This is a genomic window from Agromyces italicus DSM 16388, assembly GCF_000421545.1.
In the GTDB taxonomy this organism is placed as follows: Bacteria; Actinomycetota; Actinomycetes; order Actinomycetales; family Microbacteriaceae; genus Agromyces; species Agromyces italicus.
In genome coordinates this window covers 1-21,762 of record NZ_ATXF01000001.1, presented here as the reverse complement: position 1 = coordinate 21,762, position 21,762 = coordinate 1, and the positions used below count along the sequence as shown (strand labels likewise).

Genomic DNA, 21,762 nt, shown 5'->3' with positions numbered 1-21,762 from the left:
GATGCGAGCGCGGCCACGTCGAATTCGAAGCGCGGACGAAATTCGGGATGTCGGGAGTGATGGCCGCGACCGTGTGATGAACGTGAGCGCGGTGATGCTTTCAACGAACTCAAAGGTCCCGCTTGCGGAACATCTCTTTCAACTTCTGAGTGGTTGCTTCCGTGATTTCCCGGCTTCGTTGCCTCTCCTCCGGAGTTTCTGCCCGAATCTCCGACTGTCGGGTCAAGCGATCGTAAATGTATTCGCAAGCTTCATCCTCGGTTGAGAAGTGCCGGGTCGAGTTCCACTCGCCTCGCTCTTCTCCTCCGACGTCGAATATGCCGTCGTGCACCCACAATCCCAGCTTGGCCTGCTGGGAAGAGGTCGCCCCGAGACCCGGATAAGCGTTGCAGACAACGTCGGCGCTACCGACCTCACGAATCAACTTCTTGCACAGTTCGGGAAACTTCACTGCGGAACCTCCTCGATGTAGTCGTTCTCTTCCAACCACGCAACGTTCTTCGGGAGTTTGATCTGAGTGCCACCGCCAGGTTGCTCGAACTCTGCCGCGATGGCCCCACCGACCGGGTAGCCCGAGGAGTCGTCGAACGGTTTCACCAATTTGTAGACGTGGTAGTCCTTCAGTACCGCGTCGGGTGGGAGGGCCCGTTCAGGGAACGGCGTCCCCTCAGGCGAGACATATGAACCTTCCGGGTCGCCGAACCGGTCGAACTTGAACCCAGTGGGGAGCTCAGTGAGTTCTAGTGGTGGCGGTACACCGGGTGAGGTGTCGAATCCGTTGTCCGGCGGGTATCTCCATCCTCCCAGCGAACCGTCCCATTGTTCTGCGTCGGGGTCCCAGTGTTTGGTTGCGAACTCGTCGGCCCTTAGCCCACCCAGTGGGTCGAAGCCGTCGGGAAACAGGTGTCCCCCAGGGCGTGAGTGATCGACTCGAACATCGAGTTTCGGTGGCTTGTTCAGGATGACAGCTGCAGCTTCTGCCCGACTAAGTCCTTTGAGGCCCTTGAGGACTTTGAGCGCTCCGACGCCCGCGACTGCGAACGATGCGACGTTGAAGGTGACGCGGCCAGCGCCTTCGCCGACATAGCCATCCCAGTGGTCAGCTGCGATGAACTCACCCCACATCGCGTCGAGTGCACCGAGTGGGTCTGTGACCACGGAGTCGATGATGCCGCCCCAAAGATCGACGAAGTACTGCTCCCACCAGTCGTCACCATCGTTGACGAGGTCGTCCCAGATGTACTGGATGGGGAGCATCTCCCAGATCCCGACCACGGTATCCCCTGCTTGGAGGAACAGGCCCTCGAACCATGTGGGAACAGACATGCCGACCTGCTCCCACCATTCGATTCCTGGTGCTTCACCTGAGGTCGTGCCGCCCGCAGCACGGATCTCAGCGGCGACCTCGTCGCCGACCTGTTGGAGCGTGGCACGGGCCGCTTCGTAGCGGGCGTTCGCGTTCACGATCGAAACGGCACCAGGGTCAGCGAACGGCGCCACGATCGATTCAGGAGTCCCGGGCGCCGCGAGGGCCGCGACGCGTTCCGCGGTCTGATGTTCCTGTTGGGCGTTCGCGGTGGCCCGTTCGGCAGTGGCGGCATCATTGATCGCGGCTTGTGCTTCGGCGCGAGCCGCTTGGAACGCGCTTTGGTAGCGCAGCAGGGCGGACGCGACCCGGTTGAACGCGGCAGGCGCGAGACCGGCGCGACCTGCTTCGCGCGGGGTGAACGTTTGCCACCCAGCCGCGGCGCGACCTTGCCAGCCTGGGATGCTCATGACCTGCCACGCTTGTGTCACATCCCGAGCGGTGCTCGCACCGGCACCAGCCGTTTCCATCGTGCTCGCGATCGCGGTCGGGCTCCCGGGGATCAACGTCTCAACGCTCGCGCTTCCTGACAGCATCAGCGGCCGCCGATCTGTGCGATCGCCTGCGCCAGCAGTGCGTCCACCCGTTCGGTATCGGTTGCTGCACCTTGGAGCATCTGGCTCGCCTCGTCGGCTGCCTGTTGCCGCAGACGGTACTCGCCCGCCCAGGCCTCACGAAAAGCGGTCACTGCCGCAGCCACCCCGGCATGACCGACATCGCCAGAAATGAGCCGGTGCACCGGGTGCCCAGCAATTGCCTGCCCGATCACGCCTGCGTTAACCGCGCCGTTTCGCAGTTCCTGCGGGGAACACTGAAAATCGCTCATCATTCTTCCGTCTCAGTGGCAGCATCCGAGGTTTCACGCCGACCGCCGATGACCCTTCCGTCGCGGGACATCTCCAGATCGATCGCGAGCGGCGGTGCACCGTTCGCCAACGGCCGCGGGTCATCCCTAGCAGCAAGATCCACGACCACGCCGTGTTCGCTGCCCGGGTCGATGGACAGCAGCCGTGCACGGACCGGGAGACCGAACAATTTCGCGCCGGTCAGCCGCACCCAGTCGAAGTCGCCGGCCCCTGATTCCGGCCCAAGCTCCGGCGACGCTGCGACGAACTCCGTGAGCAACTCGAGCGTTGAAAACACCGGAGTGATCAATCCGGCTTCGGTTCGGAAGACCGGAGCACCGAAGTAGTCCGGCCGGAGCATGTGCATTTCGCACACATCGAACAGCTGCCACAACTTGCCCACATCGGCGAGACCCCGCGACCAGAGCCCCGCAAACTCGAGCAACATCGACGTGCTCGCGTCTGGCACGTCGCCTCGCGACACGATCGTGCTGGGGGCTAGTTGATCTTGGACGCGATCTGGGAGTCGAGGTCACGCATCGCGTTCGCCGTGCCGGTAAGGAAGGACTGGATCTCGTTGAGCTGCGCAATCAGCGTGTTCGCCGACGCCGTGTACTTCGTGTACGCGTCGTTGAACTTGCCCGACGCCTGGTCAGTGACGAACCCGGAGCTCACGAGGTTCTGGATCTGGCTCTGCATGCCCTGCAGCTTCGTCGTGATCTCCTCACGTCCCGTGCCGAGCTGGCTCGCCGCGGTCTCGATCTCAGCGTAGGAAACCTTGATATTCGACATCCCCTGGCACTCCATTACATGTTCGGCAGACAAATGGCGTCCCGAAGAATCGCGGACACCTGACGATACTGTCAGTCATCCTGCTGGGGGACAAAATCTCTCCACAAGCAGCGATGCCGCGCTCGCGGGAATCGTGCGTGCAACCCCTGCGCGACCAGTGGCAGCAGCGTACGGTGAGTGACGGCACCTCACCTTCCCCAGGCTGCTCGGGTCAAGACCGATGCGTGTCGGGCAGTCCGATGTGAACGCCGGTGAGTGTGCCGTTCCGTATGAGGTAGCCGCGGCCAGCCGGCGATTCAGCGCGCTTCGCGTGAGCGAAAGGTGTGCTGAAGAGGCTGGGTACGTCGTTCGCATCGGGCTGGAGCGCGATTGCCCATCGTGCGCCACGGAGTGGACTGGTCAGTTCCCAGACGCTACTGAGAGTCGCGTTCTCGCCTTCGATGATGGTGGTGATGTCGCTGCGTCTGAGGAGTTTGAGGAGCGTCGCGAGCTGTTGCTCGTTTCCTGAGCCGTCGAATCCGCCGATGTCCTCGATGACGACGATTCCACGACGGCCGGCGGCGGGGAACACTATGGGCTCTGGTTCGACGGCTTCTTCAGGCGTGGCCTGCGGGGTGGTGCCGATGAGTGGCAGGAGCTGGAGTCCGGCAGGTTTCGGACTGTGCCCGCCGAGAGCACGAATGAGCTTCGCGATCGTTCGGTCTCGGGTGTCGACTGTGTCCGCGATGCCGCCCCAGAGCGGAAGATCGCGCAGCGATGAGCGTCGAGGCGAGAGGAGCGTGGCGTCGAGCTGTTGTTCTGTACGGGTGGCATCTTCCTCGAATGCTTCAAGGAGTGACCGGATAGTCGTCGTGCGTCCGGAGCCTGCCGGGCCGGTGACGAGCAGGAAGCCGTGTTCGGGTGCCGGTACGGGCGCGAGGTGGGCCGTGTCGATCGCGAACGGGACCGGCCGGTCGAGCTCATGCGGGATCTCTGTGCGACGAAGCGATTCGGGGACCGCAGCGACGCCCGGCGGGCGGGTGATCCCGAGGCGCTGCTGATCTGCAGCCAAGTCCTTGATCGCCGTGTCGGTGTCTGCCGGATCGGTGCCCGGAGTTGCGAGTTGGATCTCCTGGTTGGATCCGATTCGCAGCGCCCGGCCAGGGCCGGCGTTCTCGAGAATTCCGGTTGGGACGCCAAGCGAGTTGTAGTCGTGTTCTGCGGGCAGCCGCAGCACCAGCCGTTCTGGCACGCTCGCCGCAAGCGAGGTCGGAAGACCGACGGATCGTTCAGAGGTGAGCAGCACGTGAACGCCGACGGTGCGGCCTCCTCGGGCGATCTCCACAAGATCAGCGAAAGGGTCGATACCGCCCCCATGATGTTCGTAAGCGTCACGGAACGCGGCGAAACCGTCGATGAAAAGCAACACCGGCGGATCGTCCGTCCGCATGGCAACACGGCCTGCAACGAGGGTCCGGATGAGGCGAAGCAGCCGCACGACCCGGTCACGTTCATCGAGCGGCACGATGTCGCCGGTGTTCGGGAGGGACGCGAGCATACCGAGTCGTCCGCCGCCGCAGTCGACGCCGTAGATCTGAGTTTCGGGAGTGGCATGGATCGAGGCACATGCAGCTGTGATGAGTGCGGTCGTCTTCCCGCTGCCTGCACCGCCGAAGATCGCAACATTCCCGACCTCGGCGAGTGGAATCTCGTACGGCGACTGGCGCTGCAGGTGTGGTTCGTCGATGAGACCGACCACGAGCCCGGTCGTCTCCCGCTCGCGCGCACTCGGCCGGAGTGCCAAGAGATCCGATCCGAGCGGAATGAACTCGGGAAGCTGGTCTACCCATGGCCTGCGCGGACGAACGGTGCCCGCGGCTTCTGCGGCTTTGCGAATGTTCGCGGCGAGGACTTCGATATCGGTGGGACCCTTCGTCGCACGTGCGGGTGCATGCCGAACTTCAGGTTGGAGCGTCCACGGCGAATGCTCACCGAACTCGAGGTCACGGATCTCGACGACATCGCGCAGATCGGAATCCGATCGCCCGCCGAGATACCCGGATTGGAAGTGCGTGAGTCGGCCCGCGCCGATCCTCATCGCCGCGCGGCCGGGCACGTCGGGTGAGAAGCCTGCAGCGTCGTTCACTCCGATCACATCGCTGCTGTCGGTCGCGTCTGCCATTCGCAACGCGATACGGAGGTTCGTGTTCGCCCGGAGGTTGTCTTTGATGACTCCTGCCGGGCGTTGTGTCGCCATGACCAGATGCAGGCCGAGCGAGCGGCCGCGCTGTGCGACATCGATCACGCCGTCTACGAACTCGGGGATCTCGTTCACGAGCGCCGCGAATTCATCGATCACGATCACGAGGGCCGGTGGGGCTTCAGGGTCGCCGCGTCGCTCCAACGCGACCAGATCTTTCGCTCCCTTTTCAGCGAGCAGTTCCTCCCGGTAGCGCAGTTCCGCCCGCAGCGAGGTGAGTGCGCGTCGTACGAGGTGCGTGTTCAGGTCGGTGACAAGGCCGACTGTGTGCGGCAGGTCGACGCAGTCGGAGAACGCTGCCCCGCCCTTGTAGTCAACGAGCAGGAAGGTGACCCGGTCTGGGGCATAGTTTCCAGCGAGCGAGAAGATCCAGGACTGCAGGAATTCCGACTTCCCCGAACCCGTCGTGCCGCCGACGAGGGCGTGCGGGCCTTGGACGCGGAGGTCGATCTCGACTGGGCCGGCGCTGCCCTGGCCGACAACTGCGGCGAGCCGCCCGGCCTCTCGCTCTGCACCGAATCCCCACCGGGAAACGAGGCTGTCGGTCTGTTCCCAGTTGCGAAGCACCGCCGTCCCGGAGTCGAGGATGTCGCCCGGCACGATCTGCGCGAGCGGAACGCTTCTCGGGAAATCGCTCTCGTCGAGCACTCTGGCTCCGGCATCCAGAATCGGGGCGAGCGCGCGGCCGAACCTCTCGGCCACCGGCAGATCCACTGATTCCAATGCCGTCAAGGGTGCGACTTCTCCCTGGCGCACGAAGTGCGTCCGCCAGGCACTCGGGAGGGCCTCCACCGTGGTCCGACATGCTGCGGGCACCGCCCCGAGATGCTCCGCCACCCAGATGACGTGAACACCCGCGTCAGGCCCGTCTTCTGCAAGCCCGACCAGTCGCGTCCGGTCGACGATCGTGTCGGAGAGGACGAACACGATAATCGCCGGAGTCACTGCGCGATCGCCGACTGGTGTCAGTCGCTCTTTCCCGTCTTCGGCGCTGCCCGTCATGCGGGAACGCACCGACCTCGACGGTGCCGGCTGCGTACGGGCGTGGATGAGTCCTTCCAGTTCGGTCAGCAGTACGCCCGCGCTTCGTTCATCCGCAACCAGATGGGGTGCTCTGATCGGGCTGAAGGCCGAGTCGACGTGTGGAATCCACTTCAACCACGCCCAGTCACCGCGCGCATGCGCGGGATCGGCGAACGCGGTGAACACGAGATCTGCAGGGGAATGCTGCGAAAGCAACTGCACCAGCACCGAACGTGCTGCCCCGCCCGCCCAGAGTTCGTGGCCGGCGATGCCAAGCGAGCCGCACCGGTCCAGACGCTCCAGCATCGGGACATCCTGCACTGTGCGGTAGCGCTCATGCAGCTGAAGGAGTTCTTCCCAGGCTTCCGCCGGGATGCTGCCGCGCGGCGGCAACTCGATCTGTTTGCGGCTGGGCAGTGTCGCGTTTCCCAGTCGCAACTCGAGAAACGCACGATGCTCTGGCCTGCGACCCCACAGCCGCGGCGCTCGTTGCGTTGGAAGCTCGGCCAGATCACCCGACGGTGGCGTCTCTTCGCCTCGTGACTGCTGTTCTTGTTCCCTGTTCTGTTCAAGCTCTTGCCGGGCAAGGCCCAGCGCAGCCCCGAATTCGCGCTGCTTCGCGCGATTCGCCCGTCGGCGCGAGAGGAGGTTGTCGAGCCATGTGCCGATCATGATGATCGGCGACAACGCGATGAAGATGAGGCTTAAGACGGACTGAGTTGCGAGAAAAAGAACGGACCCCAGCACGAGCGGCGCGAGCATCGCGATGAGCGGAAACCGGGTCGGCTCAGGTGCGTCAGGCGGGGATGGAAGCGCGATCGCGTCGGGAGCGAACACCGGATCCACCTGCGGTGCCTGCAAATGCGGCACCGCGCTCTGCAACGCGGGTTCGGGCTGACCGGGCGGACCGACGTCGATCCGAACGCGTACCGTGCCGACCTCGACCACCGTGGTCCCGGCCACCGGAATAACCGGCCCCTCCGTCGGCAACCGCTCGCCCCCCGCGCTCAAACGCGCAGTTCCATTCGCCGATCCGAGATCCTCGAGTTCGAGACGATCACCCACCGTGCGGAGAATCGCGTGACGGCGAGACACCCCGGAATCATGAAGCTCGACCCGGTTGCTGCGATCACGGCCGATCGTCGTCTCACCCCGGACCGCGAGAAACGTGACCCCCTCCTGCTCGTCGTCGAGCACCGTCAAATACGCAACCGGCGCCTTCGCCCGCGACGCCTCCGCGTGTGCGGGAGACTCCAACACCGGCTCAACAAAGCTCCCGGACCGAAGCCCCGACGCCACAATCGCGTCTCCGGAGTCCAACATGAGCGCAGCACCGTCCGGATACTGCACCAGCAACGTCAACGGCGCATGCCGGTGCACCGCATAAGGCATCAAGCTCGGATGCCCCGCGCCTCCCCGCACGAGTGCGCGCGCAACCTCGCCGACTCGCGCCGTCACCTCCACCGTCAACGTCACATCACGGCTGCGCTGTACACCACCAGCCGCGGCAACCCGCGTGCTCACCCGAAGCTTCAGTGGTCTCTCCCGCTACAAATCCCGCACCGACATTCCCTGTCGGGCATTCCGACCCGGACTCTCGACACTAGCCGTCGGCCCGACCAAGTGCGCTCGAGGCTGCGCAACGCGGTCCCGCTACCCGAGAGTCGTGGCAATGGGCACCCCCGGAGTACTGGATCCGGGTCTATCCGTTTCGGCCTCCTCTGGGGCCTCCTCGGAACACCATCGTGAGGAACATGAGCCAGTCCACTCGAGATCCAACCACCGCTCCCGAGCAAACCCTTGACCAGGCGAGTTGCGCCGTGCCCGTTTCCAACTGCCACGTCGAACGCAGTCACCACAACATCTCCCTTGGCGACGAAAAGCATACGTCAACAGGGCTTTCGTGGGGCGGGTCAGACTTGAACTGACGACCGATGGACTCTCCTGGGACCACTCCCCCAGATTTCGAATCTCGGCAACCGCTCGACCGATCTCGACATGATCGGGGATTTCTCGCCGATCCTGAAACTGCGCATCCAAGAATACTCGGGATGCCTCGGAGCAGCTCGACTCAGCTCGGGTCGAATAAGCGTTGGATAAACGTGAACGCATCGAGTGCTGAGCGCAGCACTCTGGACTTGAGCCCAAGTCAACGCCGAGATGGTCAGGCGCGGTTCAGATCTCGAGCGGCCCTGGCGGAGGCGGAGCTGGTGTCGGCGCGCCATCGAGGATGGCGTTGACCATCCGCTCTGCGCGTTCGGTGAGCAGGTCGCCGGGGTAAAACTCCTCGTAGAGTTCTTCCGCGCCCTCAAATGTGTGGATGTCGCAAAGCGCGAGCAGGAGACGGATGTCGCGGGTATCGCGACCGGGGCGGTTCGCCCGGAGTTTCATCGCGAGCATCGCTTCCTTCGAGGCGACTTGGATTTCGATGCCGCTCTTGTCGTAGATCGTCTCCCACTCCACGGCGCGACCGAGAGTCGGGATCGCGTCCGCGTTGTTCACTTCGAAGTTCAACCAGTGCGCGTCCCAACCGCGGCGATTCGCGACCCGCGCAGCGGCAGCGGCCACCGACTCGTCTGAGCCCGGACGGACATGGAGCGCATCCAGGTCTTTGGTGGTCCCTCGGTCGAAGTAGCGCAGGGCGAGAGCCGCACCGCCCACCAGCCGAATACCCGCGATCTCGCCGGCAGCGCGAAGCTCGGAAACGAGGTCTCGGAGACCGGCGATGATCTCATCGCGGTCGAGCGCCGTGCCCGCCATCAGACGCTCGCAAACGTGTCGGCCCATGCGAGGACACCACGGTCAGCGAACTCGTCGGGGACGTCGTCACCCCCGGGAGTAGGGTCAGCCGGATCGACTCGGAATACAACGGGGACGGCCAACACACGATCCGAATCATCGACCCACGCAGGCAGTGGGATCTGCTCCTGGTTCAGCCGCCACGCCACGAGAGCCGCGATGGCGGCATCCCAGACACGGTTTCCGGTCGGCTCAGGTTCAGCCAGAGCAAGGATGCCTCGGACGAGTCCGTGCTCGGCGGTGAGGTCGTCGTTCAGCTGAAGCAACGCACGGAGCGCTCGGTCCGGGTCTCCTGCGCGAAGGTGGTCGCGAATCGTGGCCGCCGCGCTGGCGGCATCGTCCCGCCGAGTCGGTGCCGCGTACAGACGATGCCCTGCACCTGCAAGCAATCGGTCCACAGTGCTGAACGCAGCATCTCTCCCCCGCTCGTGATGCGAGACGCTCGCCTGATCGATCCCAGTCAGCGCCGCAAGTCCCGACTGCGTGAGATGCCGACTCCGACGAGCGGCCCGAACAAGCGTCGACGAGCTCACCATAAAGCACCTCCAAACCAAGAATATGACACCTACATCATAAATGCTTCCATGGGCAAAAGAACGACATCGGAACAATGTCCAGTCCGAATCTCCTTCGCATAGAGTGCGGCGCCCCGCCCGTTGGCCTAGACAGGCGTCACCGACCTGCCCCGATCAGAGCAGGTCGAGCGCGGCGGTGACGTCCGCCCACGGAATCCGCTCCTGTTCGAGTCGAACTCCGGGGCCGTAGGTGCCGGCGACCAGGTCGTCGTACACCTCCGCTTCTTCCGGTTCCATGCGCGCAAGCGTTACGTTCGTCGGATTCTTCTCGATGGCCCACGCTGCCCGGTTCCGGTGCAGCGTCGCGGCGTCCATCAGGATCGACTGGGCTGGCATGAACGCGCGGAATCGGTCGAGGATCTGGAAACCCCACGTGTCGATATCGCCCCAGTACACGACCCGGGCGGCGCGCACCCACGGAAGGTCGGCGTAGGAAACGACGTCGTTCCCCTTTCCGGCGAGAACGGCTGTGCCTGGGCGGTCGGTGAACGAACGTCCGTTCGTGAGGTTCTCGCAGATGATCACGGTGTCCGGAGTGACCGTGAGGTTCCCGAGCTCGGACGGTGCGGCAGCGAATGTCCCGAGGCCGCCGACTTCCTGGCGGAGCCGGTCGTCCAGGAGACGAACGAACGTCATCGGTTCGATGTCGCGCAGTTCGCCGAGCGCTTCTGGGTTACGTCGGGCTCCACTCTTGGAAAGGAGGACGATTGTCGGCCAGTGCCTCTGTACCCATTTGGTGTCGGCGCCGGGGACTGGCAGCTGGCGGGCGAACAGCCCGGTCGGGTCGTTCAGTTCGGTCCACTCGAGGGTGGCGACGGTGGTAGCCCAGTCCTCGTCTGAGAATCCCAGCACCTTCCGAAGCAGCCCCGGGGTGAGGTGCGCTACCGGCCAACGGCTACGGAGATCATCAACCCTGCGGGCTGCGTGCGCCCACTCGGAGGACCGGCCGGCGAACTCGGCCACGTCGGCGGCGCCTGCGAACCGGATCCGGACTGGGACGTCGATGACGCCGCTCCGTCCCGCCTTCCGGCGCACGGACTCCACGGCGCCTGGGCCGGCGTACCGGTCCCAGTCGCCGAGGTTGGCCGCGTACACGTCCGCGTCCCGTTCGAACTCCGCAGCGTCGTACCCACGGATGGTGAACTTCACCGCGACCGGTTCCCGCGACTGAACCCATCCGGGCAGCTTTGCTTCGAACGCAGCCCAGGCGACCGCACGGATCGCTTCAACGGTGTCAAGCATCGGAACCCCCGTCGGCGCGCTTCTCCAAAATCACATGGCGGACCCGCGACTCGTGCTCCTCCTCGTTCATCGACACGATCGTGTACGAGCCGACGTACTGGCTGAACGTGCGGAGCATCTTGTTCGGGGTGGCGAGGATCGGCTGGAACCCGAAGTCGCGGAGCACATCGAGAGATTTCTGCGTGAACCCCTCGTCGGCGCGGGACATCGCCTCGTCCATGAACGCGGCTGCGAATGTCGGCAAGTCCGCTTCGCCTCGAGCGAGCTGGTACCGCAGCGCCGCGGCGAGGACGAACATCAGCAGCTTCGCCCGCTGCCCACCGGAACGGCTGTCACCTGAACGGTGGGTGTCGACCAGTTCCGTACCGCGGTACTCGTACCCGGAGAACGACACGTGCTGACGGACGTCGAGCACCTTGTTCCGCCACGTGGTGTGCGAGTCGCTGCCGAGCTTGTCGACGATGGAGGACAGCACCCGGTACTGCTCCTCCAGCGACCCGGTGTCGTCCGGGTTCCGTTTGTTCTGCACATCCAACGCGAAGTACGTCTGCAATTCCCGGTTGAAGTCCAGCAGCTCTGGCGGGGTCATGTCCGACGACACCAACTGCAGGTACGTGCCGGCGTTGTACGGCAGGCTGCGCAACGCCGAGTTGATCGGGTCGAGGCGGCGGCTGATCGCCGCACGCTCCTCCTCGAGCTTCGCGGCGAGGTCGCTGAGATGGTTCCTTGGTCCACTGAGCATCAGCTCACGGAACTGCTCCACGAAGTCCGGCAGCCGGTCCATCTCGATCGCGTCGAGCTTGGCGAGGAACCCGGGGAGGGACTCGACTGTGCCGTTCAGGTCGGAGGACAGCTCCTTCCATTCGCTGATGTACTTGGTAAAGATGCGGGCGAGTTCGTTCTCCGCCGCGGATGCCTTGCCGGTGTGCTCGTCGATATCAGCCTGGATCGCGTTGCGGACCTTCCGGTCGGCTTCGTCCAGTCCACGGATGGTGTTCGCGGTGACGGTGAGCTCGAACCGTTCCGACACGGCCAGCAGGACTGGAGGGTCGGCTGGGTCTTCGCCGGCCAGCGTCTCGCGGAGGTCCGTCAGTTCCCGGTGATACCGGTTCGCGTCGTTCTCGTGCCCGCTCTTCGCGGCGATCACAATGTCGCGACGTTCCTGCCACGTCGTCCGGTCAGCTTGGAGCAGTTCGATCTCGTCGGCGATGTCCGCGAGTGTCGGCCGGTCACGAAACAGGAGCCGGCGGTTCCGTTCATACATTCGGAACTGCTCCGATGCGGACCCGACATCGATGCCCTCCCAGTCCTGTTCGAGGATCCGGGCGAACGAGTCGCGCCGCTGCGTCAGGGTGGACGCGGCGTCGTCGTTGCTCAGGACTGCTTCCTCCGCGACGCGAAGTTCCTCTCGGAGCTTCACCACCAGGGTGGCCAGCGCACGCTTCTTCTCCGTGTTGTCGAACCCGAGCACCCAGTTGGTGGTGTCACCGATCGGACGGCGGTCATGCTTCGTATGCCGCTCACCGGCATGGCGGACCAAGCCGTTGATCGTCACCGCCAGCTGCCGGCGCTCCACCTCGTCGAGATGCTCCACGCACCGGTAGCCGAACCGGGTCCGCACTTCCGCACGGATCCAGTCGTGGAACTCCCCTGCGGCAACGTCGACCTTCCCGGGAACCGTTTCGGCCGCCGCCTGCTTCGCCGGCGCGGCGGAACGAACCGGATGAAACGTCAGGTCGCGGTGGAGGTTGTTCGCGTCTACATAGTTCTTCACCGTGTCGTAGTCGTCCGCGAGGACGAGCATCGACAGGGCGAACCCGCGCAGCACCCGTTCGATCGGGCCCTGCCAGCGTTCCTGCCCCTTCCTCACCTGCACGAGCTCGGCGACGAACGGCAGCCGTTCCGCCGGCACACCGGTCGCGCGGGAGATCTGGTCCCGCAGCTCCCGCTCGCGCGGGTTGATGTTGCTGCTGTTCCCGTCGAGGCTCTTCCGCTGCTGATCGGCGACCCGCCACGCGTCCTTCGCCTTGCCAGCGGTGATAACAAACTCGTTGCGGACGTCACGTCGCGCGGCGGCGGCGCCGCCTTCGTCAATCGTGGCGAGCTGTTCACCTGCGAGGCGTTGCAGCGTTTCGAATTCCTGCCCGGTGTCGGGCATCTGGAGGCCGGCCTCGACGACCTTCGGTTCGAGCCGCCTTCGTGCGTTCTCGCGCTTGGAGAGCTCGAGCTTCGCCTGCTCGACCTGCAGGTCGACGACTGTCTGCTCGTCCCCGCCGTTGGTGTTGTACCGCGCTTTCGCGAGGTCGATCTTCGACCCCAGGTCGGCGAGGTGCCGGTCTGCACGGTCGATCTTGTCGGCCTCGGCTCGCACCTTCGCGGCCGCAGCGTCGGTGAGCTGTCCGGTGATCTGGATCGCACGGCTGGTGCGGACCCGCAGCACTGCGTCGGCCTGTCGGTGCAGGGCAGCCCGCGCTGTCGAGGACGATTCGATCGTCGCGGCGAGGTCGCGGATCGGGCCGAGCACCGCGAGTTGGTTGCGGGCGTCCTCCACGGCGAGGAAGGCGGACTTCGTGGCTTCGTGGTTCCCGACTGCACGGTGCGCATGCGCTTGCGTTTCCGGGCGGTCCAGCATGAACTCGCGGATCAGCTGCTTGGCTTTGTCAACTTGACTCAGGACCGGCGTGACGGCCTGATTCAGGACCACCTTGCGGTGACCGTGCGTTGAGCGGATCGGCCAGCCATGCCCGCGTCGGGGCAGCAAAACGCCGCCACGACATCGATCAGATGCGCGGCGGCGCTTCGCTTGGCTAGGGCCGGATGCTCTGCCCTATTGCTCGGCGATGTCGACTTCGCTCCGGGGTACCGGTTCGGTGAGCAGCGGTACTGTTCCCGACTCGTAGAGGGTTCCGCAGTCGATCATCCCGCCGTAACCAGCTGATGAGATTCCCTGCTCATCCGGCGGGTTGAAGGTGACTCCGACGCCACCGGAAGTGCATCCCCACTGTCCAGCGACTGCCTCCCATGGGACGGCCTCCCACCAGGCGGCAATCGACTTCCAATAGGAGTTTCGGCCGTCCACGGAGTGAGTGAAGTCTCCGCTTTCGGGACGAGGGTTCGCCTCAAGGAACGCCACGAGCTCAGCTTCGTACTCGGCCTGGGCTGCCGGACTGACATCGATCTGGTTGTCGCCCACGTCTGGCGGTTGCACGGCGGCCGCAGCGATGCCGCTGACGGCGCCAAGCGCCAGGATGCCGATCCCGACTGCTACTGACCATCGCCTACTCATCGTCGCATCACCTCTTCTCGCTACATCATCGCGCAGTGCCGGCCATACGTCGATGTGCCGACCATGAACGCCGAGGAGAAGCGGCCGTTGTATGCTGCGGTGCCGGTCGCGTACCACGTGGCGTACTGTGCGCCCGTCCCGAGAGTGCCGAGCGCGATCTGGGTTCCGTTCACGCAGGAACCCGTCGCGGGCACGCTGCCAAGCCGAGCTCTGCCGGTCAAGGTGCCCGGGTACCCCTTCTGGAAGCTTGCGGTGAGGGTGGAGCTGCCGCTCGATGGCCGCGTGAGGCAGTAGTTATCGCCGCCCGGCAGATCGCACTGTTGCACGGCGAGGATCCCGACATCGGTCCTGCTTGCGGCGGCGTACGCTGCAAGCTGCTGTGAGCGCGGCTCGGGGATACCGACGTATCCAAGGCCTGCCTGGTCGAGTTCGGAATCGCAGTGCACGATACCGCTGTACTGCGCGGTCACGGAGCCGTCGTTGCTCTCGACGAGTTCGACTTCGGTGCCGCCGGCCTCGCAGCCCCACTGCTCTGCGACGGCATCCCAGGGGACCTCGCTCCACCAGTCGGACATGCGGTGCCAGTACTCGTTCCACGCGGTCTCGGACGCGGACTCTGCGGGCTGCTTTGGTTCCGGGTTCGCAGCCCGGAAGTCGACCAGCCTGCTCTCAGCGGCACGAGCCGACTGGCCCGGATCCTCCGGCTGAGCCGCAAACGCCGGTGTGTACCCGGCCCCCAGGAGCAGAGCCCCAACCGACGCCGTCGCAACGGCAATCTTGCGCAACATTCGTTTGTCCCCCCAGACGCTCGGCACCGTTGCCGAGCCTTCCGTGGAGGCTACATGCCACCCCGGCCGTTTGACAAGGAACCGAACGAATGCCTCAAAATGAGCATCCCGTAGGATGACCGCATGAACAGCGATCGGGATGCAGACGATGAGATCCTGCCCTCGACAGAGCCTCCTTTCCAGGCTGTCAGCCCGAACCTCGACAAGCTCTCGCGCGCATCGCTAGAACCGGGCACCGTCAGTCGTCGCAGAATCGTGCGCACGAGCATCGCACTTATCGTGCTGCTACTTGTCGTGGCCGGCGGCGTCGCGTGGTGGATCGCACTCAGCTGACCCGCGAGTGCACCGTTCATTTCGATGAGAGCGGCATGATGCCAAGCGGAGGATCGGTGGGAGCCCCAACGGTCTTCAACTCGGGTGCTGCCGTTGTCGTGCGTGGTTGAGTCGGTAGGAGGTGGTGCCGGTTTCGATGATGGTGCCGTTGAAGGTGAGCCGGTCGACGATCGCGGCGCACAGGCGCGGGTCCGTGAAGGTCTTCGTCCACCCGGAGAATGACTCGTTGGACGCGGTCGCGACGGAGGCCTTCTCCTCGCGTTCGGTGAGGACCTGGAACAGGAGCTCGGCGCCGCGGCGGTCGAGTTCCATGTAGCCGAGCTCGTCGATGCAGAGCAGATCGACGCGCCCATACCGTGCGATCGTGCGGGCGAGTTGTTTCTCGTCGGCGGCTTCGACGAGCTCGTTCACGAGTTTCGTCGCCAGCGTGAACTTGACCCGGTACCCCTTTTCGGCAGCCGCGGTGCCGAGTCCGATCAACAGGTGGGACTTGCCGGTGCCGGAGTCGCCTATGAGACAGAGCGGGTCGCCGCGGCGGATCCATTCCCCGGTCGCGAGGGTGTGGATGGTGGCGGGGTTGATGTTCGGGTTTGCGTCGAAGTCGAAGTCGCCGAGCCATTTCTGACGCGGGAACCCTGCTGCGGCGACGCGGCGGACGACGGATCGGCGGTCGCGGTCGTCGCACTCGGCGAGGAGGAGTTCGGCGAGGAAGCCTTGGTAGGACAGTTGCTCGCGTTCTGCGGCTTTCACGGCTTCGTCCATGACGGCCCGCATGGTCGGGAGTCGGAGCCGTCGGCAGGCTTGGTCGACCGCGGTCGCGGCGGCTTCTTCGGTCATTCCGCGTTGTCGGCGCAGGGTGGTCGTGATCTTCGTCGGTGTGCTCATGTTCCGCTGGTTCCTTCTCTCGTGCTGGTGGCCGGCGCGGCGGCGGGGCGGCGGGTGAGGAGTTCGTCGTACGGTGCCATCGTTGGCACCGGCCGGTTGTCCGGCGGGAGGCCTGCGATCACCGCGGCCGGGTCGGCAAGTCGACGTTGGGTGAGACTGACAACTCGCTGCCCGTCACCACGACGATGTTCAACAGGGTGACGGTCTGCGGCGGACCCACCCGCGTGCAGGCGGGCTTCGACGGCGACGACATCAGCGGATACCGCGCCCACGGTGAGCGCCGCCCGGATTCCGGCGATCACATCGACGGGTCGCATGGTGCGGTGCAGGAGCAGCACGTCGATCAGCGCGCGGGTGCCGGCGCTGTCGCCGTCGGCCTTGCGGGCGGCCTGCCAGAACGCTTCATGCGCCGGGGTGAAGACCCCGGTCGCGCGGGCTCTTGCGAGCGCGGTCGACCCGGGGAGGGCACCGAGTTTGTGGCGGAGGACCTCGAGGTAGTGGTCGAGGTTGATCGACTCCCCACCGCGGGCGACGACTCGCTCGTGCCGGGCCACCTGCTCGCGGCCGTCGAAGACCACGAGCTCGGACGCACGCAGCGATACCCGCACCTGCCGGCCGATCAGGCGCGCTGGGACGGAGTACTTCGCCATCCGCACCGTGATCAGGGACGATCGGTCCACGCGCGGGTGCAGCACGAGACCGGGGTCGAACCGTTCGAACGGCAACGGCCCAAGGAGCGCCTGCTCGTCGGCGAAGTCCTGCCCCACGGTGCGGATGCGAGTGCCTATGCGCCGGTCGTGGTCGCGGGCGTCGTAGTCGCGGATCCGTTCGTTCAGTTCGGCGAGGGTGTCGACCACGGGCATCGGTGAGAGCCAGGTGCGGCGGAACCGGCCGACTTCGCCTTCGACGCCGCCCTTCTCGTGGGCGCCGTCGATCCCGGGCTGGCAGTAGAACGAGTCGAACCCGTAGTGCGAGCGGAACAGCACCCACCGGTCGTTCTCTACCCGGTTGCGGCCCTTTCCGTAGAGCACGGTCTGCACCGCGGCGGTGAGGTTGTCGTAGCGGATGTGCTTCGTCGGGATCCCGCCGGTCTCCTCGAACGCGTCGATGTGGCCTTCCAGGAACGCTTCCTGCGATTGTGTCGAGTACACCCGATGCACCGCCTTCCCAGAGTGGGAGAGCCGGAAGGCGAACATGTGGCACTTCGTCTTCACCCCAGCCAGAATCACCCAGACTTCACCGAAGTCGACCTCAGCCTCCTCGGACGGGGCGTGCTGCTGCGGGATGAACACCTCGACCCGCCGGCCGGCCTCAACATCGATCTGGGCGCGGCGGACACGCACGTAGTCCCGGACCGTTGAGTACGACAGCTCCGTCGCCCCATGCTCGTCCGCGAGCCGGGCCAGGATCCGCGTCGCGGTGTGGCGCTGCTTCCTCGGCGCGTCGAGATCCTGTCGCAGCATCTCATCGATCGCGGTCTTGAACGGAGCCAACCTCGGCGACGAGCGCACCGGGGTCTTCCGCGGCGGCGGGTCCGCCCGCGACAGGGCCGTTCGGACGGTATCGCGGCCCACGCCGTGCTTTCGGGCGAGCGCCCGAATGCCGAGCCCTTCCACGCGGGCATCACGCCGTATGCGAGCGAACAGGTCCACGCGACTTCCCATCTGACCACCCCGATCCGCGCCTCATCAGCGAGGCCGCGAATCAACCGTCGAAGGTGGTCCTGAATCAAACCGTCACAACACTCCGGGATTCCGCAAGGTGGTCCTGAATCAGACCGTCAACCCGGTCCTGAATCAAGCTGCCATAGTCAGCTGCTCGAGTGAAGACAGGCCCTTGTTCGCCTGCATCTTCCCGAGCAGGTCCATAGCCTGCTGCGTGAGCCCCAGCAACCGCATGAACCGTTCTTGGTACGGGGTGAACTCGGCGCTGACGTGGATCGGGTCGAACTCTCGCTGCAGCGCCTTCATCTCGAGCCGCGGCTGGGTGACGATCTCCTTCAGGTCAGGCAGGTGGAATTTGCCCTCGACGATCATCCCGGCCTTCGGCACCTGCTCCAGCCGGGTGGCAGTCTCCGACGCACGGAACACCCGGATCAGGGTGAGCGGCCCATGTTGAGGGTGGGTGAACTCCAGCGACAGCGCAGACCAGGTGTTGCCGTTGCGGAGGAACTGGGTGACCGGATTCCCTTCTGCATCCGGGAGGGACCCGTAGGCGCCTCGGATGTAGGAGAGGATGTTCCGGTCCTTCCCCTTCGCGGTGGCGTCGCGGGCGGCGGCGTTCAGATCGAGCCCGTTCGGCGGGAACATCACCACCGACACGGCGTCGAGGATTGTGGATTTCCCATGCCCGGACCCGCCGGTCAGGACGTGCCCGACTTCGGACACCGGGATCCAGTGGTGCCCACTGAATGTCCCCCAGTTCAGCAGCCCGATGCCAGTAAGCCGGTACTGTTCCGCGACCGGTGGGAGGGCGAGCGCGAACTCCTCGCCGAGGGTTTCGAGCAGGTCAGTCATCATCGCCTCCCTGCGTTTCGTCGTAGCTGTCGGCGCCGCCGTCCATGGACTTCAGCGCTGCGACGAGCCGGCTCACTTCGTCGAGTTTGAACAGGTTGTGGAGCACCGGGGTTATGGTGAACCGGTCGTCGGTGTCGCGGATCGGCTTCAGGATGCCGTTCCTCTGGAACTTCGTGATCGCCCCGTTCACCGCTTTCCGTCGGCCGGATTCGTCGGTGTTGCCGGCCTGGCGGAACGTAAGGACCTCATCCTGCACGTCCTTCCGATTGACGACGACGGGGGCGCCGGTCCCGGCCTCTTCGACGAGGCGCCGGCGGAGGTGGATGATTACCGCTGACTCCACGAGGTTCAGAGGGGCGCGTCGCAGCAGCACCGGGAACGGGGTGTCGGTCTCGGCTTGCCGAACGAACGCGGTTCGTTTCTCCCGGTCGACGTAGAGGACCTGGAACGTCTCCGCGAAGTGCCGTTGCACGTCTTCGCGGCGGGTGATCACCGCCGACCACAGCCGGGTGTGTTCGTACCCGTCGAGGAACGGCCCTTGTTGGATCCGCGCAATCGCTTCGCGGACGTCGAACGGCAGCACACCGTTGTCGCCGTCGAAGTGCCGGGCAATGTCGGGGTCGTTCACCGTCTCGAAGTCGCGTTCGAGGCTAAGGTCAGGCATGCTGCGTCTCCGATTCGTGGAACAGTATCTTGGGGATCCTCAAGGTGGTGCCGCCGGCCCACGAGACGGTCTCCTCGGTGTCGCGGATGACGGCGGTGACGCCGTTGTCAGTGCCGCGGCCGGCGATGAGGATCAACCCGATGACGTCGGCGATGTCTAGCAGGTCCGGGGCGTCGGCAATGATGTCACCGATCGTGACAACGGTCCGGGCGGCAAGCAATCCGGTGATCCGTTCCCGGAGTGTGTGGAAGTCGATGTCGGCCCCTTCGGCGAGGTCGAACACGTCGTCCAGGGTGATCTGCTCGGTGTCGTCGGCGGAGTGGTCGATGAGCTCGTCGGTGATCGATGCGTGCACCTCCCCGAGGGCCCATTGGCCGATGGACCGGAACTCCGGCACGGACAGCGGCAGCTCGAACGGTACTTTCGTGCGGAGCGATTCGGTTTCCGCTAGCCGGCCGAACTCCTTCAGCGCGGTACGGAGCGCTTGGTCGATGAGGCGTTCCTGCGCATACTGGCGCTCTTCGACGTAGCTGCGGAGCTTGTCCATGAGGGTGTCCACGACTTGGTGCACGTCCCCGGCGCGCCGGCGCAGCTCCCCCACCATGTCGCGAAGGCCTTCCCGTTCGGTGTGGCTGAGTTTCGCGGCGAACGGGCGGGAGAGGATGTCCCTGATGGAGCTGCCGACTTTGGCGCGCAATTCGATGTCGTCCAGGAGTTCGTACAGCGCGACAAACGACCGTCCCTGTTCAGTGGCGCGGAGGTCTGTTTGCGACAGCACGGTTTCGAGGAGGTCCCCTCGGTTGCCGTCGGTCTCAAGCGCTCTCCGGCGGAGGTCGTCGACAGTGTGGGACAGGTCTCGGCGGAGGCGGGCGAAGTCGGCGCCGGAAGTGCGGACACTGTTCAGGATCCCTCTCGCGGACTCGAGGGCGCGTTCCTCGTCGAGCGGGTCCGGTTCGCCGTCGGCGTCGAGCAGCTGATCGATCTCAGTCTGGGTGGCGGCCTGGCGGGCGTACAGGGCGTCGAGACGAGCTTGGCTGTTCGGATTCGTCTGGACGTTCAGTTCGTCCAGCTGGGCGAACAGGGACGCAACCTGGGATGAGGTGGTGCCGGACGTCGGGGTGACGAGCCTGGTCACGACGTCGATTGCGGTGTACACCTCCGGTGTGAGTTCGTACGTCTCGCCATCGCCGGACTGGTCGGGGCGGCGTTCAAGCCACCCGTAGTCGACCCAGGTGCTGCAGTAGTCCGCCGCTGGTCGCAGCATCCGGCTTCCGGCGAGCCGGTTCATGGTGCGGAGGTCGTCAGCGACGCGCTCGTGAAACCGGCCAGTGGCGATCAGCGGCTGTCCGGCCACGATGAAGTTGGTGTAGAGGACGGTGATGACCTCTTTGGCGTTGTCGGCGGCAAGCAGCTGCCAGGTGGGCAAGTCACGGGCGCGTTTGAGCGCCCCGTGGGTTTCGAGCGTCGTCGTCGGCATGAGCGAACCATATCGACGACTGCCGACTTCCCAATTTCGGCCGTCTCGATGCAAGGCTCGACTGGCCTCGCACGGAATCCCCCTGACCAGCGGGCTGAGACCAGCAATGCGCTCTTCGGGCACTCCGGCGAGCCGAGGAAATGGGGCCTGATGTGAGTACGAGGAACGTGGCGAGAGCAAGGCCCCGCCCGACGGTTCTCTATGGCGTGCGCATGACCGTTCAGCGCGGCCGTGCTATCCAAGGAGGTCCGCACACGCATGGACGACATGCTCGGGGACTGAATCGAACTCGCGCGGGTTCAACTGCATCACGTACTCGTTCTCGATGTGGTACGACTCATTGACGAATTTCCTGAAGACGGCATCGCCCCCTGGGGCGTCGGGATCAAGCGCTGACGCGATGCGGAAGATCTGGACCTTCTCGTAGCCCACGTTCGTGTCGGTGAACTTGGCTTTCAGGACATCCCGGTCTTTGAGCTGTGCGAGGAGTGCGTAGTAGTCGAAGCCAGGGATGACTTTCTGAATCGCGGCGGTCGCGTGATTGCGTTTCTCCTCGTCAAGCGGAATGAGCTCGCCCTCCCCTCCTTTCGAAGTAGGCTCATCATGAACCGTCCCAGGTTTGATGCCGCATCCTTTTGAGTTGATTGGATGTCATCATGCCGAAGAAGATCGATCCCGCGCTGCGTGAGCGGGCTGTCAGGCTCGTGCGCGAGCACCGGGCGGAGTACCCGTCGAACGCGAAGGCGATCGCGGCCGTCGCCCGCCAGGAAGGCGTGGGTGCGGAGTCGCTGCGCCGGTGGGTGCTGCAGGCCGATATCGATGCCGGTGACCGTGATGGCCAAACCAGCGAAGAACATGCCGAGATCAAGCGGCTCAAGGCCGAGAACCGGGCGTTGCGTGAGGACGTCGCGATCCTGAAGGCGGCGACGGCT

20 protein-coding genes are annotated in these 21,762 nt (G+C 65.0%); 2 read left to right on the top strand and 18 right to left on the bottom strand.

What is annotated here, in order from left to right; genetic code table 11:
- Positions 1-109: 109 nt before the first annotated feature.
- From H516_RS21945 to H516_RS0100045, 12 genes are all read right to left on the bottom strand, one after another.
- Positions 110-451: a hypothetical protein gene (locus H516_RS21945; RefSeq protein ID WP_157432099.1), complete on the bottom strand. Its 342-nt coding sequence runs from the start codon at positions 449-451 to the stop codon at positions 110-112.
- Positions 448-1,902, bottom strand: coding sequence for a glycohydrolase toxin TNT-related protein (locus tag H516_RS21030; protein WP_022887694.1), 1,455 nt, complete (start codon positions 1,900-1,902; stop codon positions 448-450). The genes H516_RS21945 and H516_RS21030 overlap by 4 nt, the downstream gene beginning before the upstream one ends.
- Positions 1,902-2,195, bottom strand: a complete 294-nt coding sequence (locus H516_RS21940; protein WP_157432098.1) for a hypothetical protein — start codon at positions 2,193-2,195, stop codon at positions 1,902-1,904. The genes H516_RS21030 and H516_RS21940 overlap by 1 nt, the downstream gene beginning before the upstream one ends.
- The gene (locus H516_RS0100090) at positions 2,192-2,680 is read right to left on the bottom strand and encodes a hypothetical protein (protein WP_022887692.1); all 489 of its coding nucleotides are present in this window, start codon (positions 2,678-2,680) and stop codon (positions 2,192-2,194) included. The genes H516_RS21940 and H516_RS0100090 overlap by 4 nt, the downstream gene beginning before the upstream one ends.
- A gap of 29 nt (positions 2,681-2,709) precedes the next feature.
- A complete protein-coding gene (locus H516_RS0100085) occupies positions 2,710-3,003 on the bottom strand; it encodes a WXG100 family type VII secretion target (protein WP_022887691.1) in 294 nt (97 codons plus the stop codon).
- A 211-nt stretch (positions 3,004-3,214) separates the two neighbouring features.
- Complete coding sequence (locus H516_RS21475; protein ID WP_157432097.1) at positions 3,215-7,657, bottom strand: type VII secretion EssC family protein; 4,443 nt, start codon at positions 7,655-7,657, stop codon at positions 3,215-3,217.
- A gap of 783 nt (positions 7,658-8,440) precedes the next feature.
- The gene (locus H516_RS0100075; protein WP_022887688.1) at positions 8,441-9,025 is read right to left on the bottom strand and encodes a hypothetical protein; all 585 of its coding nucleotides are present in this window, start codon (positions 9,023-9,025) and stop codon (positions 8,441-8,443) included.
- Positions 9,025-9,600: a helix-turn-helix domain-containing protein gene (locus tag H516_RS22895; protein WP_425393469.1), complete on the bottom strand. Its 576-nt coding sequence runs from the start codon at positions 9,598-9,600 to the stop codon at positions 9,025-9,027. Before H516_RS22895 ends, H516_RS0100075 begins: the two co-directional genes overlap by 1 nt.
- Before the next feature lie 153 nt (positions 9,601-9,753).
- Positions 9,754-10,881, bottom strand: coding sequence for a Wadjet anti-phage system protein JetD domain-containing protein (locus H516_RS0100065; RefSeq protein ID WP_022887686.1), 1,128 nt, complete (start codon positions 10,879-10,881; stop codon positions 9,754-9,756).
- Positions 10,874-13,585: an ATP-binding protein gene (locus tag H516_RS0100060; protein WP_084620124.1), complete on the bottom strand. Its 2,712-nt coding sequence runs from the start codon at positions 13,583-13,585 to the stop codon at positions 10,874-10,876. Before H516_RS0100060 ends, H516_RS0100065 begins: the two co-directional genes overlap by 8 nt.
- A gap of 123 nt (positions 13,586-13,708) precedes the next feature.
- The gene (locus H516_RS21935) at positions 13,709-14,074 is read right to left on the bottom strand and encodes a hypothetical protein (RefSeq protein ID WP_157432096.1); all 366 of its coding nucleotides are present in this window, start codon (positions 14,072-14,074) and stop codon (positions 13,709-13,711) included.
- A 113-nt stretch (positions 14,075-14,187) separates the two neighbouring features.
- Positions 14,188-14,742 (bottom strand): hypothetical protein, encoded by a 555-nt coding sequence (locus H516_RS0100045; RefSeq protein WP_157432095.1) that lies wholly within the window; start codon positions 14,740-14,742, stop codon positions 14,188-14,190.
- 336 nt (positions 14,743-15,078) lie between these two features.
- On the opposite strand from H516_RS0100045, the gene H516_RS0100040 reads away from it, so the two are divergent.
- Positions 15,079-15,288: a hypothetical protein gene (locus H516_RS0100040; RefSeq protein WP_022887681.1), complete on the top strand. Its 210-nt coding sequence runs from the start codon at positions 15,079-15,081 to the stop codon at positions 15,286-15,288.
- Between the two features lie 75 nt (positions 15,289-15,363).
- Here the strand turns inward: H516_RS0100040 and istB are convergent, their stop codons facing one another.
- From istB to H516_RS17395, 6 genes are all read right to left on the bottom strand, one after another.
- On the bottom strand, positions 15,364-16,173 hold the full coding sequence (gene istB / locus H516_RS0100035; protein ID WP_026378234.1) for an IS21-like element helper ATPase IstB: 810 nt from the start codon (positions 16,171-16,173) through the stop codon (positions 15,364-15,366).
- Entirely contained in the window at positions 16,170-17,837 is a 1,668-nt protein-coding gene (gene istA / locus H516_RS0100030) for an IS21 family transposase (RefSeq protein ID WP_026378233.1), read from the bottom strand. The genes istB and istA overlap by 4 nt, the downstream gene beginning before the upstream one ends.
- Positions 17,838-17,969: 132 nt before the next feature.
- Complete coding sequence (locus tag H516_RS0100025) at positions 17,970-18,689, bottom strand: ATP-binding protein (protein WP_169513484.1); 720 nt, start codon at positions 18,687-18,689, stop codon at positions 17,970-17,972.
- Positions 18,682-19,317, bottom strand: coding sequence for a DUF4194 domain-containing protein (locus H516_RS0100020; RefSeq protein WP_169513483.1), 636 nt, complete (start codon positions 19,315-19,317; stop codon positions 18,682-18,684). The genes H516_RS0100025 and H516_RS0100020 overlap by 8 nt, the downstream gene beginning before the upstream one ends.
- 28 nt (positions 19,318-19,345) lie before the next feature.
- Positions 19,346-20,830, bottom strand: a complete 1,485-nt coding sequence (locus H516_RS0100015) for a DUF3375 domain-containing protein (protein WP_022887676.1) — start codon at positions 20,828-20,830, stop codon at positions 19,346-19,348.
- A gap of 234 nt (positions 20,831-21,064) precedes the next feature.
- The gene (locus tag H516_RS17395) at positions 21,065-21,262 is read right to left on the bottom strand and encodes a hypothetical protein (RefSeq protein ID WP_022887675.1); all 198 of its coding nucleotides are present in this window, start codon (positions 21,260-21,262) and stop codon (positions 21,065-21,067) included.
- A gap of 224 nt (positions 21,263-21,486) precedes the next feature.
- Between H516_RS17395 and H516_RS0100005 the strand changes: the two genes are divergently transcribed.
- A partial coding sequence (locus H516_RS0100005) for a transposase (protein ID WP_033196646.1) occupies positions 21,487-21,762 on the top strand: 276 nt, incomplete at its 3' end.

Bases quoted from the DNA above. Each gene is read 5' to 3' on its own strand.
- H516_RS0100065 (WP_022887686.1), bottom strand. From the start codon at position 10,881: ATGCTTGACACCGTTGAAGCGATCCGTGCGGTCGCCTGGGCTGCGTTC.
- H516_RS0100025 (WP_169513484.1), bottom strand. From the start codon at position 18,689: ATGACTGACCTGCTCGAAACCCTCGGCGAGGAGTTCGCGCTCGCCCTC.
- H516_RS0100040 (WP_022887681.1), top strand. From the start codon at position 15,079: ATGAACAGCGATCGGGATGCAGACGATGAGATCCTGCCCTCGACAGAG.
- H516_RS0100015 (WP_022887676.1), bottom strand. From the start codon at position 20,830: ATGCCGACGACGACGCTCGAAACCCACGGGGCGCTCAAACGCGCCCGT.
- istA (WP_026378233.1), bottom strand. From the start codon at position 17,837: ATGGGAAGTCGCGTGGACCTGTTCGCTCGCATACGGCGTGATGCCCGC.
- H516_RS22895 (WP_425393469.1), bottom strand. From the start codon at position 9,600: ATGGTGAGCTCGTCGACGCTTGTTCGGGCCGCTCGTCGGAGTCGGCAT.
- H516_RS0100045 (WP_157432095.1), bottom strand. From the start codon at position 14,742: ATGTCCGACTGGTGGAGCGAGGTCCCCTGGGATGCCGTCGCAGAGCAG.
- H516_RS21475 (WP_157432097.1), bottom strand. From the start codon at position 7,657: ATGCCTTATGCGGTGCACCGGCATGCGCCGTTGACGTTGCTGGTGCAG.
- H516_RS21940 (WP_157432098.1), bottom strand. From the start codon at position 2,195: ATGATGAGCGATTTTCAGTGTTCCCCGCAGGAACTGCGAAACGGCGCG.
- H516_RS0100085 (WP_022887691.1), bottom strand. From the start codon at position 3,003: ATGTCGAATATCAAGGTTTCCTACGCTGAGATCGAGACCGCGGCGAGC.
- H516_RS0100075 (WP_022887688.1), bottom strand. From the start codon at position 9,025: ATGGCGGGCACGGCGCTCGACCGCGATGAGATCATCGCCGGTCTCCGA.
- istB (WP_026378234.1), bottom strand. From the start codon at position 16,173: ATGAGCACACCGACGAAGATCACGACCACCCTGCGCCGACAACGCGGA.
- H516_RS21030 (WP_022887694.1), bottom strand. From the start codon at position 1,902: ATGCTGTCAGGAAGCGCGAGCGTTGAGACGTTGATCCCCGGGAGCCCG.